The sequence below is a fragment of the Ruegeria sp. R13_0 genome, from assembly GCF_017743995.1.
In the GTDB taxonomy this organism is placed as follows: Bacteria; Pseudomonadota; Alphaproteobacteria; order Rhodobacterales; family Rhodobacteraceae; genus Ruegeria.
In genome coordinates, this window is record NZ_JAGHRB010000009.1 from 1 (window position 1) to 14710 (window position 14710).

Here is a 14710-nt window from a genome sequence, read left to right on the forward strand (position 1 = left end):
TGACCGACCGACGGCAGACCAACATCCTGATCACGGATCGCGGGCGGCAAACCCTGGAGGACGCTCCAGATCCGCTGCAACAGCTCTATGTGCAGCGGTTCAAGCAGATGGAGGACTGGGAGCAGGCGATGCTTGTTGCCGCGCTCGAACGGGTTGCAACGATGCTCGACGCCGAAGACCTTCAGGCCGGCGCGATCCTGACAACCGGCGATCTGAACAAGGCGGAATAATAAATAGGCCGGAGTGACCGGCCCAGAGCTGACTTTAGCATGCCGATCCATCTCAGCACTGCTGCGTTTCCCCAAAACGGTCGTTGGTCGAAGGGCAAAGTCGAGGCATCTTGGAAACGGAAAATCGTTAGATTGAAATAGCAGCCGCCGACTTGGCTTAGCAAACAAGCCTGATTGCGGCACTATCGTTTTCCTTCAGCGGCCCAAATTGCACCCCGGCGAATGATCTCCTTGACCTGAGGTTGTTTCAAGTCGTCCAATTCATGCCCTATTGAACAATAAAAAACGCGCCCCTTATCCCATCGGCGCTTCCAAACCACCGGGATGACTGTCCCCTCGATCCACCACAGATGATCACCGGAAAAGGTTGTCGTCGCCAACACTTCGTTAGATGGATCAACCAGCATGTAATACTGCTCGGTTGTCAGACGAAAGCTTTTGATCCCTTCAACGATTGGGTCATCGGGTTTGCAAATGGTTACATCATAATCAATGTAATCCTCGCGTGGTTGAAGGTTGTCAGGCCATCCAGGTGGATGAGCAACAAACTGGCCTCCGATCAGAAAGTGGTAGGTTGGTCGGTCCCGGAACGCGTCACCCATATGGCCATGCCATCCAGCAAGCCCGCATCCATCCCCTATCAGTTTCAAAAGCCCGTCTTCCTGCGGTTTGGTCATGTTCCCATATTTGTCTTTGTGGCCGGATCTGGCAGATGACCAAATTGGTGTGATCAGATCCAGATCGGCCAGTTCATCCGGATCTTCCAAAGGTTCCAACGTGTCGTAGACATCCACTTCGAACCCGTTTTCCTTCAGGAGCGCCTCATACCAATCGCTGAATTGCTTGGGGGCGTGACCTTTCCAGCCTCCAACAAAAAGTGCGGCTTTCATCCCGATTGTCCTCGCATGTAGTTGAAGATGGACGCCATGTCGCGCGCATCAAAGCCTTGTGATTCGGCGTTTTTCAGCACCTGAAAAGTGGTCTCAGCCTGTGGCATCGGCACACCGACATCATGCGCCAGAGCCAGAGCGAGCCCGACATCCTTGCGTGCAAGCGCAACTGTGAACGTCACAGCCTGACTTGCTTCGTTCAGATAAATTGGGCGGCGGAACTTTAACATCGGCGCCGCAGCGGCAGAGTTTTCAATCACATCGAATGCGAGGTCGGTGGCAATACCAGAGCGTTCGGCAAGGCAGAGCGCCTCAGAGACCGTCTGGTTCATACCGTGGATCAACAAATTCACCGCAAGTTTCATGGCAGCGCCAGCGCCGACCTGCCCCAACCAGATGGTCTTGCGCCCCATCGCGTCAAAAAGGGGCGACAACGTCGGGGCGAGCGAAGCATCGGCGCCTACCATAATCAGAAGCGTGGCATCTTCAGCGGCGTTGGTTGCCCCGGAAACCGGCGCATCAACAAAGCGTTTTCCGGCTGTCTCGGCAGCCTCTGCAATCTCGGAAACCAAAGCCGGGCTCATTGTGCCCATCTCAATCAATAATTGCGCGCCTGGTGCCGAGATAAGACCTGCATCTCCGAAATAGACTGCCCGTGCGGCTGCATCGTCTGCGAGCATTGAGACTGTGACATCAGAAACTCGGGACAATTCTGCAGCAGTGTTGGCAATTCCGCCGCCAACACTCTGTGCAAAATCCTGCGCAGGACCGGTGCTGCGGTTCCAGACCGTGACCTCATGCCCTGCCCGGGCACAGTTGGCTGCCATCCGGCGCCCCATGCGACCCAATCCTGCAAAACCAACCCGCATCACGCGACCTGCGTCGTGCCGTTGTCAGAGAGGCCCGAGATAGCCCGAACCAGACTATCTTCGGTCACATCTTCAGACGTGAATTCCTGTGTGATCTGCCCTTGGAACATAGCGTAGATCCGGTCCGCAACGTGCAACACTTCAGGCATTTCCGAACTTATGACGATCACCGCATATCCCTGCGCGGCAAGATCCCGAATCAGGTTGTGAATCTCTGCTTTGCTACCGACATCGATCCCCCGGGTCGGTTCATCAACAATCAGCACGTTGGGGTGCATGGACAGCCATTTTCCGATGACAATCTTTTGCTGGTTTCCGCCTGATAGGTTTCCGACAAGTTGCCTCCAACCGGGCGTTCGGATGTCCAGCCGGTCGCGGTATTGATCAAAGATCGAGATCTCGGCCCCTTCGGCCACAAACGGACCAGCCTTGAGATCATCAACCTGAGGCAGGGTCATGTTGTCCCGGCAGTTCATGCCCAAGACCAGCCCCTGACCTTTGCGGTCTTCCGGGACCAGCGAGATGCCCCGCTCGATCGCGTCTGAAGGTGTGTGGATGCGTATCACTTCCCCATCAAGCAGGATTTGTCCGGCGGATGGATCGCGCAAACCAAACAGGGTTTCGGCAATCTCGGTTCGCCCCGCGCCAACCAACCCATAAAAACCGACCACTTCGCCGCGTCTGATCTTGAAACTTACGTTTTGGTACAGATCGCCGCAACTCAGGTTTCGCACCTCCAAAGCCACGTCCCCCAATTCGTGGTGCGAGACGTTGCGGGACAAGTCCAACTTTCGCCCGATCATCATCTGGGTGACGGATTCTTCATCCGTTTCAGCTGTGATCGCGGTGCCGGTGTGCTGCCCGTCCCGCAGAACACTGACCCTGTCGGTAATGCGAAAGATCTCTTCCATCCTGTGCGAGATGTAAATAATGCCCACGTCCCGCGCTTTCAGATCGGCGATCACTTCGAACAGAACATCCTTTTCCGTGTCTGTCAGTGATGCGGTGGGTTCGTCAAAAATCACGGCTTTGGCGTCGACTGTTAGGGCGCGAGCAATCTCGACCATTTGCTTGTTGGCGATGGACAGATCCCCGACGAGGGTCTTTGGTGTAAAACCGACCTTCAGCCGATCCAGAATGTTCGCTGTATCGGCATATAGCTTGTCCCAATCGACCCGCCCGAAAGACTTGCGCGGCAACTCACCGAGATAGACATTCTCGGCCACGGACAATTCGTCTGCGAGGCTAAGTTCCTGATGAATGAACACAACACCCTTAGCCTTGGCTTCCAGTGGTGAGGTCATCGCAGTCGGAGACTCTTCGATCAGGATCTGGCCTTCATCGGGTTGATAGATACCCCCCAGAACCTTCATCAGTGTTGATTTCCCGGCTCCGTTTTCCCCCATCAGCGCATGCACTTCTCCGGGCATGACTGCAAAGGAAACGCCATCAAGCGCGCGAACACCGGGGAATGTCTTTACGATCCCTTCAAGACGCAGGGCGGGTGTGCTTTCGGTCATGTCTTGAGCTCCTCTGCACCTTTGCGGTTCAGTTGCTTGTCGAGATAGAGCACGGCGATTAGGATCAGACCGATCACCAAATTTACGGTTGAGGTGTCCGCACCGATATGCCCCAAACCCTTGCGCAAAAGCTGGATCGCCAGCACGCCCCCAAAGGTCGAGATCACCGAGCCAGCGCCACCGGTCAGCTTGGTGCCGCCAAGAACCACCGCTGTGATAATCCACAGCTCGTACAACTCACCATCATTCGGGTTTACGGATCCGCTTTCGGAGTAAAACACCACGGCCGAAAGGGCCGCCAGAAACCCGATGATCATGAAATTGACCATCATGTGTGGGCCGACCCTGATACCCGCATTCACCGCTGCCTCGCGGTTATCGCCAATGGCATAGGCATTGCGTCCGTGGATGGTGCGATTCATCACAAACCAGATCACCAAGGTCACCGCCAGAAGGAACCAGGTGGCAGTGTGCAGGCCCAGAAACTGAGCCTCGGCGAAATCAACCAATGTCCAGTTCAGATGACTTGTCGGCTGTTCACCATTGTACATGAACACCAGACCACGATAGCCCAGCATCGAGCCAAGCGTCACGATGAACGCATCGACCCCTGTTTTCCAGACGATCAATCCGTTAATGGCGCCCAGCACGATGCCGGTCAGCAACGCAAGGCTCCACGAGATTGGGATGACCCAATCCCCGAGACCTGCAAAGACAGGCCATGTCAGGCTGTCCAGCAAGACAATTGCGCAGAGTGCAAAGGTCGCTCCGACGCTTAGGTCAATATTGCCATTGATCATGACGATGGTCATACCCATCGCGATGATCCCGATCGGAGCAGACTGTTTAAACAACAGCAGCATGTTATCGAGATCCATGAAGGCCTTGTCACTGAGTGACAAATATTCTCCCGCAACGCTGAAGAAAATCAGCTCGAAAACGATAAAACCCCAGATGGCGCCTCGCTTCAGGAAAGTGCTCAGAGTACCAGCTTGCATGTATCCGTTTCCCTTAAGCGATTGGTGACCAGAGTTTGCCGCGCTTGGCCGCAATATCGAGCCATACCGCCAAGATAATGATCACCCAGGTCACAACATATTGGACGTAGAATTGGAGGCCGACGAGCAGTAGCCCGTTCTGAATAAACCCAAGCATCAGGACGCCAATCACCGTCTTGAAGATTGTCCCGGACCCTCCCAGCAAAGACGCACCTCCGAGGATGACCGCTGCCAGCACTTCAAGTTCCAGACCTTGGCCCACGGTGTTCTGGCTGCCCATCGAACGGCTCGCTTGAATAAGTCCGGCGGTCGCGACACAAAAGGACGACGCAAGATAGCAGACGAAAACAACGCGCGCACGTCGAATGCCCGCGAAGGTTGCAGCGACACCGTTGCCCCCCACAGCGTAGACCTTGCGGCCAAAAGGGGTTTTGGCCAGCACGATACCCAGAAAAGCGGCCAACAGAACAAACAACAGAATTGGAACAGGAATGCCCAACGCGTCGCCCTGGCCGAAAACGCTGAACCAAGTGCCTTCCTTGTCGGCAATATCCATATTCTTGCCGCCAGAATAGGTTAGCGTCAGCCCGTGGATGGCCGACAGCATTCCAAGCGTCACGATCAGAGAGTTGAGTTTCAGGTAACCAACAAGAAACCCGATCAGGGCTCCCAGGCACATGGTCATGGCAAACATCGAAGGGATTGCCAGCGTTGGCCCAATCTTGTCGTGAAGGTCCAGGACAACAATTGTCGAAAAGGACATCATTGAGCCAACGGACAGATCAAGATTGCCGCTGATCACAACAAAGGTTACCCCCAGCGCCATGACACCCAGAATGGCAGATGAGCGGATCACGCCCATAATGTTGTCCGGATCCAGAAATCTGGGGTTCGCCAACGTAAATCCGATGATGAACACGACAAAAGCAACAAGAATACCTTGCCGGGCCAGTATGCCTCCGATGTCGGATTTCTTCAGTTGCGCCATCCCGTTCTCCCCGTCTCCGACAAGCCGGAGCATCTATCTTATTCGTGCGCTCACCGGGCGCAGCGTGTTCATACCAGCGTCATGCCGCCATCAATCATCACGATCTGGCCGGTCATGTAATCGCTATCCTGCGACGCAAGAAACGTTGTCGTTCCAGTGATGTCCTCAGGCTGGGCAACACGTCCGCGCAATATTTCAGCCGAAAACTCCTCCATCGCCTGTCCGGGACGCTCGGCAGCGCCAATCTCCATCAGGTCGCGGTCGACCTCTTCCCACATTTCCGTCGCGACCACGCCCGGGGCGAAGCCCGTCACCGTGATATCATGCTTTGCCAAATCCCGCGCACCCGACTGGGTCAGCGAAACAACAGCCCATTTTGAGGCGCAATAAGGCGCTACGTTGTCGAACCCCTGTCGGCTTGCAATTGATGCGGTATTGATGATTTTTCCACCGGTTCCCTGAGCAATCATCTGACGTGCGGCCTCCTGCATGCCTATCATGCATCCCAACCCATTAACGCCCATGATGAAATGCCAGTTCTCATCTGTCACATCGAGGAAATTCATCGGCTTGTTCACACCGGCATTGTTAAATTTCACATCCAGTTTTCCAAACTGGCTTACCGTATGGTCGATCATGGCGCGGACCTGTTCACGATCGGTCACATCGACGGCTGCATGGGTGACCTGACCGCCATAGCTGTTGGCTTTCTGTCTGTTCTCAGCGGCAACCGTCGCCACCTTGTCGCCGTTTATGTCGGCGAAACAGACATCAGCGCCTTGTTCCAACAGCGCTTCGCCGATTGCACGCCCGATACCTTGAGCTGCCCCCGTGACAATACAGGAACGTCCAGAGACTCGCCCCATGGGTTTCTCCCTGTTCAAATGAGTTTATTAAACTGCGCAGAGCCCAATGGGCTCCGCGCATCTGGGGGAGACTTAGAAAACCGGCTTGGTAAACTCGCTTTGGTTTTCCTGCGTGATCTTCGGTGTGTCGAAGTAGTTCAAGAACGGCAGTTCCTTACCTTCGAGCGTTTCGATCGCTGTTTTCAATGCAGCCTCGGCATCGTCAACGGGCGACTGGTAGATCGAGCCCCAGTATTCGCCACGCTCCATAGCTTCGTAGCCAACAGCGAAGTTGGTGGCACCAACAAAGATAATGCCTTCACGACCAGCAGCTTTGGCGGCGTTCAATGCGCCCACGCCCATATTGTCATCGCCGGAATAGACGCCATCGATGTCATCATACTTCACAAGGAAAGCTTCCATGACCTTCTGGGATTTTTCACGGTTCCAGTCACCAGGTTGGGTTTCAACCAGCGTCACGTTGGGGCAAACTTCCGGCAGGCGATCATCAAAGCCTTTTTGGCGTTCGATGGCCGTGGTGTAGCCCGGCTGCCCCGAGATCTGAACGACACGTGCTTCATTTTCGATACCCATGTCCTTGAATTTATCGCACATGATTTCCGCTGAACGCGAACCTTGTGTGATGTTGTCGGGGCCAGAGAAGGACGCGACGAACGGGAAGCCTGCTTCGGCGATGTTTGAGTTGGTGACAATAACGGGGATACCGGCCTTGTGCGCCTTGCGTACCGCCGGGATCACGGCTTCGCCATTGGTTGGCCAGATGATGATGGCATCCACTTCCTGTTGGATCAGGTCCTCCATTTGGGCAATCTGACGGGCTACGTCACCACCTGCATCCAGAACGACAACATCGACATCGCTGTTCGCCTCGGCGGCTGCGATAAAGGCTTTTTCATACGTGGTCTGGTAGCTGTCGACGCCGACATTGTTTTGCGTAATGCCAATGGTCATTGTATCAGCCATAGCTGCCCCGCCGAAAGCCGTCAGGGCCAGGGCGGTGGTCGCCACAAGAGTTTTGCGGATATTCATTCGGTTTCCTCCCGGGTAAATTCTTGGTCTTGCCAACTCCCGTCTTTCCTCCGCGGGAATCATCATCCGTAGATCGGATTAGCCCCGACAGGTTCGCGAAAACTTCCGCGCTAAGACCCCCCGAAAATATCCAAATTGAGAATCATGGTATCCAGAACGGATATCTAAGCAATACTGCACCACGATCATTCTGAACATTTTGAGAGGGAGGGCAATATGAACGAATCGAATTTGTCCAAATCGAACAATCCAGCGCCGGACTCGGCCCAAACTCATGATCAGGGTGCAAAGCGGTACAAACCCATGGACGGCTCAGCTTCGACATTTCAGCAAGGTTATTTTCAGGACAAGACCGAAATGCTTCAGGTCGTCTCGTTTCTGGAAAGTTTTTGCGAAGAGTTGGAAGACGTGATCGAGGTCTTTGCCCCGAACCCGTTTTTCCTGATGTCCCTTTTCCTGATCCGAAATCACATTGAGGGTAAGACCGTCACCCCGACGTCACTCATATCGGCGTCGCACATTCCTTATGCCACTGCGTCGCGCCGCGTGAAGGAAATGATCGAAACAGGACTGATTGAACAGCGCCCGCGTACCAGTTCCGGCAAAAGCTTCTCTCTTCATCCCAGCGAACACCTACTTGACGGATGGATGCAGTTATCTACCCGCATACGGCGCCTGGCAGAGATTGAATTTGGAACAAGCGAACAACGCGCAGAATCCACCGACTATTATTTCGGCGGATCTTACATGGCGACCAAGTCGATCCCACCACTTCAAGTTTTGGGAGACCCCCTTAAACTGGCTGGTGGGGTTCGCGTTCTGGTTCATGGCGACCCGACCTTCATGGTGATGGAAACGCTCAAGCGGCAGTTTGAACAAGTGATTGGCTCGCCGATCCATCAACGTGCCTTTTCAATTGATCGCCTGCGAGAAGAAGCTCTCAAAAACGCGGAACGCCCAACCAGCCGATATGACATTATCGCGGTTGATCTTCCGTGGATCGGTGAGTTTGTCGAAAAAGGAGTACTGCTGCCTCTGGAGGACGTGATGGAATTGGCCGTGCTGGATCCGGCCGATTTTCATACTGCAGGCTGGAAAGCGGCACATTGGGGCGGGAAAGCCTATGGTGTCCCGGCGCAAACCACACCAGAGCTTTTGTTCTATCGGCGCGATCAGTTTGCTGATGCCGGGCTTGAACCACCTGCGACAACGGATGAACTTCTGACAGCGGCACAGGTTCTCCACGATCCGCAGCACGGACGATATGGCATAGCGTGGAACGCAGCGCGTGGTACTGCGCTTGGACATACATTCCTGACGACGCTTTCAGATTTCGGGCAGCCGATCGTTGATTTAAAAGAGATAGCCGGCGGTTTTGACACCGAAGACTTACACCATGACAGCTACCAATTCACCATCAACACGGCTGTGGGGCTAAGTGCGGCTGAGTATCTGATGGAACTGCTGAAATACTCGCCGCCCGACATTTTGTCGATGTCGTGGTACGAACGTATCCGTCCCTTTGCCGCAGGCAAGGTGGCGATGGCATATGGCTATACGCTACTGGCGCCTTACTTCGAAGCCGATCCGTCGTCACCCGCACATGGGCAGACTGGTTTTCTTCCACATCCTGCGGGACGTGGCGCCACTCAGGTGGCACCGGTCGGCGGTTATGTGATGGGCATCCCTTCCAATCTGCCGGTCGAGCGTCGTGCCGCAGCAGCAGAAGCGTTGCGGGTCTTCACGTCTCCCGAGGCTCAGAAGCTGTATGTCCAGAACGGCAGCCGGACCAACCCGCGTTATTCGGTTGGTGCCGACCCCGAAGTACGTCGATCGTCGCCGATTTTCGAAGCAGTTGACGCGATGTCCTGGCGAGATGAGCTGCAATTCTGGCCACGCCCTCCCGTACCGGAGATCAGCGATGTCATTCGCATCTGCGGGGAGGAACTCCACGACATGCTGCGTGGGATCATACCCCCAAAAGAAGCTCTGCGCCGTGCGCAGGATCGTGCTGACGAAACGCTAAGTGGCAAGCGTCGAAGATAGAACCCCAAGGAGAAGATCATGGACCCCAATCGCCTGAAAGGTAAGAATATTCTGATTACTGGTGCCGCTCGCGGCATGGGACAGGCGAACGCCGAGTGCTTTGCGTCTCAGGGTGCAAATATCTGCATTGGGGACATTGATCACGCAGAGGCGCAGAAAGTTGCGGATGGCATCAATGCCAACGGCAACGGCAGCGCAATCGCGGTAAAAATGGACGTGACCAAGCGCGAAGACAATGCGGGGGCCGTTGCGGCAACCGTCGACGCCTTTGGCAGCATCAACGTGGGTCTGTTTAACGCGGGCCTGAACAAACCCCGGTTTTTCATGGATATCGATGAAGACAACTGGGACATGATCATGAACGTCAACACCAAGGCGATGTGGCTGGGTATGCAGGAAACTGCGCGTCAGATGATCAAACAAGGCCCGATGGAGGGACATCCTTACAAGATCATCAACGTCGGTTCGATCGCCTCGCGCAAACCACTTGTTGATGTGACGGTTTATTGCACCTCGAAGTATGGCTGCCTGGCCCTGACCCATTGCGGTGCCGTTGCGCTGTCCGAGCATAAAATCACGGTCAACGGTTATGCGCCGGGCGTCGTTGTAACTCCACTTTGGGAACAGCTCGACAAAGATCTGGTCGATATCGGTTTTAAGGAACGCGAAGGGCAAGCGTATGAAGACATCGTGCGTGATGCACTTCAGGTCAAACGAGTCTCCTATCCAAACGACATCGTGGGTACCGCATCGTTCCTGGCCAGCGATGACAGCGACTATATGACCGGCCAGATGATCCACATCGATGGCGGCTGGTGCATTCAGTAACGCAGCAACACCGCGCAGTCCCTACACAACATATCGGTGGTTCGACCACCCGAAGGAGCCGTCATGTCCAGAGCACTAATGCCCAACCTGCTTACTCCGCAGGATCTTGAACCCAACTGGCAATGGGAAGGGCGATTGCCCGCATGGGGTCATACATCCGTCGACTTTGAGCGTCGAATTGATCATGACCGCCTGCGCCGTTATCGCCTGGCACGCACGCGTCAGGCTCTGAGAGCTTCGAATGCGGGCACGCTCCTGCTCTTTGATGTAAACAACATTCGCTACGTTTCGGCCACCAAGATTGGGGAATGGGAACGCGACAAGATGTGCCGGTTCTGCCTGCTGACCGGCGACGACGCGCCCTATGTCTGGGATTTCGGGTCCGCTGCGATGCATCACAGAAAATATTCGGATTGGCTGGTGCCGGATCATTGCCGTGCAGGTGTAGTCGGCATGCGAGGCACCATCCCGCCCGAGTTTGGATTGATGCGCAAATACGCCAAAGAAATCGCCGGACTAATCCGCGAAGCAGGAATGGGGGATATGCCGGTTGGATTGGACTATGCAGAAACAGCGATGTTCGAAGCGCTCAAGGCTGAGGGCATAAATGTCGTCGACGGCCAACAAATCATGTTGGCAGCACGCGAAATCAAGAACTGGGATGAAATCCAGCTACTGACGCAAGCTGCTTCGATGGTCGACGGCGTCTATCACATGATTTACGAAGAGCTGAAACCGGGTGTGCGTGAAAACGACATCGTCGCGCTGTCGAACAAGATGCTTTATGAGATGGGCAGCGACGATGTTGAGGCGATCAACGCTATTTCCGGCGAACGCTGCAACCCGCACCCGCACAACTTCACCGACAGGCTGTTCCGTCCTGGTGATCAGGCATTCTTTGATATTCTGCAATCCTATCAGGGGTATCGCACCTGTTACTATCGGACATTCAACATCGGCCGGTCCACGCCGTCCCAAAACGACGCCTATGTGAAGGCGCGCGAATGGATCGACGCATCGATTTCAATGATCAAACCGGGGGTCAGCACCGACAAGGTGGCTGAGGTTTGGCCAAAGGCCGAAGAGTTCGGCTTTCCCGACGAAGCGTCTGCCTTTGGCCTTCAGTTCGGTCACGGGCTGGGCCTTGCATTGCATGAACGGCCGATCATCAGCCGCGCTGTCAGCCTTGATCATCCAATGGAGATCAAGACGGGAATGGTCTTCGCGCTTGAAACCTACTGCCCGGCTACAGACGGATACTCTGCCGCGCGGATTGAGGAAGAGGTCGTGGTAACCGAAACCGGTTGCGAAGTGATTAGCCTTTTCCCGGCCGAGGACCTGCCAATCGCCAACCGCTACTGACGCTTATCCAACCGGTCCTTTAGGGGCCAGCGTCACTTCTTAGGAAAGATTATCATGAGCGCCGCAAAGACCAACACTGAGGACTATCTGCGGATGTACGCCCAGATGGTTCGCATCCGAACATTCGAAGACAACGCAAACCAGTTGTACCTGTCGGCCAAAATGCCGGGGCTGACGCATATGTATTCCGGAGAAGAGGCCGTGGCGGTTGGTATTTGCGAGGCTTTGCGAGTGACCGACAAAATCACCTCGACCCACCGTGGCCACGGCCATTGCGTCGCCAAAGGTGCCGATTTCAAGGAAATGTTCTGCGAGTTGCTGGGCAAAGAAGAAGGATATTGCCGCGGCAAAGGCGGATCCATGCATATCGCGGATCAGTCCAATGGGAACCTTGGCGCGAACGCGATTGTTGGCGGGTCGATGGGTATCGCAACAGGAGCTGCCTTTTCAGCTAAACTGTTGGGCAAAGATGACGTCACTGTCTGTTTTTTTGGCGATGGGGCTACTGCACAGGGGCTGATGTACGAGGTCATGAACATGGCCGCCTTGTGGAAGTTGCCCGTGATTTATGCCTGCGAAAACAACGGGTATTCAGAATACACCCGCACGGATGAAATCGCGGCAGGCACCATCACTGCACGCGCCGAAGCCTTTGGCATCGAGGCCCATCAGGTCGATGGGCAGGATGTGCTGGCCGTGAATGAACTGACCGAGAAGTTGGTCGAGCGTACACGCAAGGGCGAGGGTCCGTTCTTCATAGAACTGATGACTTATCGCTACCACGGCCACCACGTGGGCGACATAAATCGCGAGTATTACCGGTCGAAAGAAGAAGAAAAGCACTGGAAGGATAACCGCGATCCGATCACGCGGTTCCGATCCTGGCTTGTTGCAGAAGGTATTGCATCGGAGGCCGAGATTGAAGCCATGAACGCTGACATCAAATCCGAAGCTGCCGCCGCCGTCGAATACGCCCTGAACGCCGACTATCCAGACGCCGCCGAAGTCGACATGCATGTGTTCACAGACGTCAAACACGCGCTGGCCTGAGGAGCAGAATATGCGAGAAATTACTCTGTCTCAGGCTGTCAACGAAGCGCTTGCCGAAGAAATGCGTCGCGATCCCTCTACATTCATCATCGGTGAGGATGTGGCCGAAGCAGGAACACCATTTAAGATCCTTTCCGGTCTGGTCGAAGAATTTGGCACAGATCGCGTGGTCGACACCCCAATTGCGGAACCAGGGTTCATGGGGCTTGCGGTTGGTGCCTCCATGACCGGCACCCGTCCCATCGTTGATCTGATGTTTGGCGATTTCATCTTCCTGGTCATGGACCAGCTCTGCAATCAGGCGGCCAAGATCCACTACATGTCTGGTGGCAAAATGAACGCGCCGTTGGTCCTGCGCACAAATCTGGGCGCGACTCGACGATCCGCTGCGCAACACTCCCAATCCTTGCATGCGCTTGTGGCCCACATTCCGGGTTTGAAAGTGGCGTTACCTTCTTCGGCCTACGAGGCCAAGGGACTGCTAAAGACCGCAATCCGCGATGACAACCCGGTTGTGATTTTCGAAGACAAGCTGATGTACAACGACAAGGCACCGGTCCCGGAAGAAGAGTTCCTCATTCCCTTTGGCGAGGCCAATGTCAAACGCCATGGCACAGACATTACGTTGATCGGCACATCTTCGATGGTTCAAGTTTGTGAGAAGGCCGCTAAGATTCTATCAGCCGAAGGGATTTCAGCCGAGGTGATTGATCCACGTACAATTGTTCCATTGGACGAAGAAACGCTACTTGCCTCTGCCCGCAAGACGAGCCGTGTGATTGTTGTGGATGAAGGGCACCAAAGCTATGGTGTGACGGGTGAAATAGCCAGCCGTATCAATGAGAAAGCGTTCTACCACCTTGATGCACCTGTGCTGAGGATGGGGGCCATGGACGTGCCCGTCCCGTTCTCGCCCGCACTGGAGGACATTACTGTTCCAACCCCGGAAGGTGTTGCTGAAAACGCCCGCAGGCTCATGGCGGGGGACATGTTTCATGCCGCATGAGGTGATCATGCCGGCCCTTGGCATGGCGCAGGACACGGGTCTTTTGGTCAACTGGCTGAAAGCGCCGGGCGAGGCGGTGAGCCTGGGTGATCCGCTCTTCGAAGTGGAAACCGACAAATCGACCATGGAAGTAGAGGCACCTGCGGATGGGTTTTTGACCGATCTCAAAGCCGAAGCAGGTGCAGAAATACCAGTGGGTCAGATCATCGCCCTGATTTCGGATACTGCCGAGGGTGAAGGGCTTACGCAGGAGCCCAGCGACTTCATTGACACCCAAGTCGCGGAAAAGGTCGACGCAGAACCTACGGCCGCAATCCCAACACACAAGGTCGCTGATCCACCCGTTGGGTCGCGTCAAAACACAAACATCGCCGTCGCACCGGTCGCAGAGAACGAACGCATTCTCGCCTCGCCCAAAGCGCGCCGCCTTGCCCACGAAGCAGGGTTGGACCTGAACCGGCTGGTATTGGCCGGGCATCCACAGCCTTATCATGTCGCCGACATCGAGGTGCTTCGAACGTTACCCAAAACCGGCAGCAACGCAGCCACTTCGGCCCATCTTTCTCAGATCACAGCATGTGTGCCACGAACCGGCACGGATGACTTCCTCAACTGGATGCTGGAAGACGGCGGAATTACCATTGCACCAACTGCACTGTGGGCCAGTTTCGCCTCGGGAGCACTGCGTTCTGCGATGCCAGACACAGTGGATCTGATAATTGCACTTTCGAATCTGACCGGCGTAACCGCAGTTCTGAAGAACCCTGACAAAACGCGCTTGCTCCATCAGATGGAGGTGCCGGATAGTCACGCAGATCTGGTATTGAGAGACATGACGGACAGCCCCATCACCGGGTTGCGATTAGGTCCCCCTGACACGCCGGTTCTGAGCGTCGCAAGCGACAGAGACATGTTGCGCCTCAGCCTTGAATTCACGTCGGACCAGTTAGAGAGCGAGGCCGCAATCGCGCTGATTTCAGGCTTTGCCGAACGATTGGCCGACCCTTTGCAATATTTGATATGACCTG

General features: G+C 55.1%; 13 protein-coding genes and 1 pseudogene. 7 read left to right on the forward strand and 7 right to left on the reverse strand.

Annotated features, from left to right (window positions below):
- Positions 1-230 (forward strand): annotated as a pseudogene (locus J7394_RS12735) (MarR family transcriptional regulator); the annotation flags it as partial.
- Between the two features lie 182 nt (positions 231-412).
- Here J7394_RS12735 and J7394_RS12740 read toward each other — a convergent pair.
- From J7394_RS12740 to J7394_RS12770, 7 genes are all read right to left on the reverse strand, one after another.
- Positions 413-1120 carry a ThuA domain-containing protein gene (locus tag J7394_RS12740; protein WP_209253539.1) on the reverse strand — a complete coding sequence of 236 codons (708 nt, stop codon included), beginning with the start codon at positions 1118-1120 and terminating at the stop codon, positions 413-415.
- Positions 1117-1989: an NAD(P)-dependent oxidoreductase gene (locus tag J7394_RS12745; RefSeq protein ID WP_209253542.1), complete on the reverse strand. Its 873-nt coding sequence runs from the start codon at positions 1987-1989 to the stop codon at positions 1117-1119. Before J7394_RS12745 ends, J7394_RS12740 begins: the two co-directional genes overlap by 4 nt.
- Positions 1989-3509, reverse strand: a complete 1521-nt coding sequence (locus J7394_RS12750; RefSeq protein ID WP_209253544.1) for a sugar ABC transporter ATP-binding protein — start codon at positions 3507-3509, stop codon at positions 1989-1991. The genes J7394_RS12745 and J7394_RS12750 overlap by 1 nt, the downstream gene beginning before the upstream one ends.
- Positions 3506-4507, reverse strand: a complete 1002-nt coding sequence (locus tag J7394_RS12755) for an ABC transporter permease (protein WP_209253546.1) — start codon at positions 4505-4507, stop codon at positions 3506-3508. Before J7394_RS12755 ends, J7394_RS12750 begins: the two co-directional genes overlap by 4 nt.
- 13 nt (positions 4508-4520) lie before the next feature.
- Positions 4521-5495, reverse strand: a complete 975-nt coding sequence (locus J7394_RS12760) for an ABC transporter permease (protein WP_209253548.1) — start codon at positions 5493-5495, stop codon at positions 4521-4523.
- A 68-nt stretch (positions 5496-5563) separates the two neighbouring features.
- Positions 5564-6361: an SDR family oxidoreductase gene (locus tag J7394_RS12765; protein WP_209253550.1), complete on the reverse strand. Its 798-nt coding sequence runs from the start codon at positions 6359-6361 to the stop codon at positions 5564-5566.
- A 72-nt stretch (positions 6362-6433) separates the two neighbouring features.
- A complete protein-coding gene (locus tag J7394_RS12770) occupies positions 6434-7390 on the reverse strand; it encodes a sugar ABC transporter substrate-binding protein (protein ID WP_209253552.1) in 957 nt (318 codons plus the stop codon).
- A 216-nt stretch (positions 7391-7606) separates the two neighbouring features.
- On the opposite strand from J7394_RS12770, the gene J7394_RS12775 reads away from it, so the two are divergent.
- From J7394_RS12775 to J7394_RS12800, 6 genes are all read left to right on the forward strand, one after another.
- Positions 7607-9436, forward strand: a complete 1830-nt coding sequence (locus tag J7394_RS12775) for an extracellular solute-binding protein (RefSeq protein WP_209253554.1) — start codon at positions 7607-7609, stop codon at positions 9434-9436.
- A gap of 18 nt (positions 9437-9454) precedes the next feature.
- Positions 9455-10264 (forward strand): SDR family NAD(P)-dependent oxidoreductase, encoded by an 810-nt coding sequence (locus tag J7394_RS12780; RefSeq protein ID WP_209253556.1) that lies wholly within the window; start codon positions 9455-9457, stop codon positions 10262-10264.
- 63 nt (positions 10265-10327) lie between these two features.
- Positions 10328-11626, forward strand: a complete 1299-nt coding sequence (locus J7394_RS12785) for a Xaa-Pro peptidase family protein (protein ID WP_209253557.1) — start codon at positions 10328-10330, stop codon at positions 11624-11626.
- Positions 11627-11680: 54 nt separating this feature from the next.
- Positions 11681-12676 carry a thiamine pyrophosphate-dependent dehydrogenase E1 component subunit alpha gene (locus tag J7394_RS12790; RefSeq protein ID WP_209253558.1) on the forward strand — a complete coding sequence of 332 codons (996 nt, stop codon included), beginning with the start codon at positions 11681-11683 and terminating at the stop codon, positions 12674-12676.
- 10 nt (positions 12677-12686) lie between these two features.
- Positions 12687-13682 carry an alpha-ketoacid dehydrogenase subunit beta gene (locus J7394_RS12795; RefSeq protein WP_209253559.1) on the forward strand — a complete coding sequence of 332 codons (996 nt, stop codon included), beginning with the start codon at positions 12687-12689 and terminating at the stop codon, positions 13680-13682.
- Positions 13672-14706 (forward strand): biotin/lipoyl-containing protein, encoded by a 1035-nt coding sequence (locus J7394_RS12800; protein ID WP_209253560.1) that lies wholly within the window; start codon positions 13672-13674, stop codon positions 14704-14706. Before J7394_RS12795 ends, J7394_RS12800 begins: the two co-directional genes overlap by 11 nt.
- Positions 14707-14710 lie beyond the last annotated feature (4 nt).

What these genes read in the sequence shown, in the direction of transcription:
- J7394_RS12760 (WP_209253548.1), bottom strand. Translation starts at nt 5,495, where the DNA reads ATGGCGCAACTGAAGAAATCCGACATCGGAGGCATACTGGCCCGGCAA.
- J7394_RS12775 (WP_209253554.1), top strand. Translation starts at nt 7,607, where the DNA reads ATGAACGAATCGAATTTGTCCAAATCGAACAATCCAGCGCCGGACTCG.
- J7394_RS12745 (WP_209253542.1), bottom strand. Translation starts at nt 1,989, where the DNA reads ATGCGGGTTGGTTTTGCAGGATTGGGTCGCATGGGGCGCCGGATGGCA.
- J7394_RS12795 (WP_209253559.1), top strand. Translation starts at nt 12,687, where the DNA reads ATGCGAGAAATTACTCTGTCTCAGGCTGTCAACGAAGCGCTTGCCGAA.
- J7394_RS12790 (WP_209253558.1), top strand. Translation starts at nt 11,681, where the DNA reads ATGAGCGCCGCAAAGACCAACACTGAGGACTATCTGCGGATGTACGCC.
- J7394_RS12740 (WP_209253539.1), bottom strand. Translation starts at nt 1,120, where the DNA reads ATGAAAGCCGCACTTTTTGTTGGAGGCTGGAAAGGTCACGCCCCCAAG.
- J7394_RS12780 (WP_209253556.1), top strand. Translation starts at nt 9,455, where the DNA reads ATGGACCCCAATCGCCTGAAAGGTAAGAATATTCTGATTACTGGTGCC.
- J7394_RS12765 (WP_209253550.1), bottom strand. Translation starts at nt 6,361, where the DNA reads ATGGGGCGAGTCTCTGGACGTTCCTGTATTGTCACGGGGGCAGCTCAA.
- J7394_RS12770 (WP_209253552.1), bottom strand. Translation starts at nt 7,390, where the DNA reads ATGAATATCCGCAAAACTCTTGTGGCGACCACCGCCCTGGCCCTGACG.
- J7394_RS12750 (WP_209253544.1), bottom strand. Translation starts at nt 3,509, where the DNA reads ATGACCGAAAGCACACCCGCCCTGCGTCTTGAAGGGATCGTAAAGACA.
- J7394_RS12755 (WP_209253546.1), bottom strand. Translation starts at nt 4,507, where the DNA reads ATGCAAGCTGGTACTCTGAGCACTTTCCTGAAGCGAGGCGCCATCTGG.
- J7394_RS12800 (WP_209253560.1), top strand. Translation starts at nt 13,672, where the DNA reads ATGCCGCATGAGGTGATCATGCCGGCCCTTGGCATGGCGCAGGACACG.
- J7394_RS12785 (WP_209253557.1), top strand. Translation starts at nt 10,328, where the DNA reads ATGTCCAGAGCACTAATGCCCAACCTGCTTACTCCGCAGGATCTTGAA.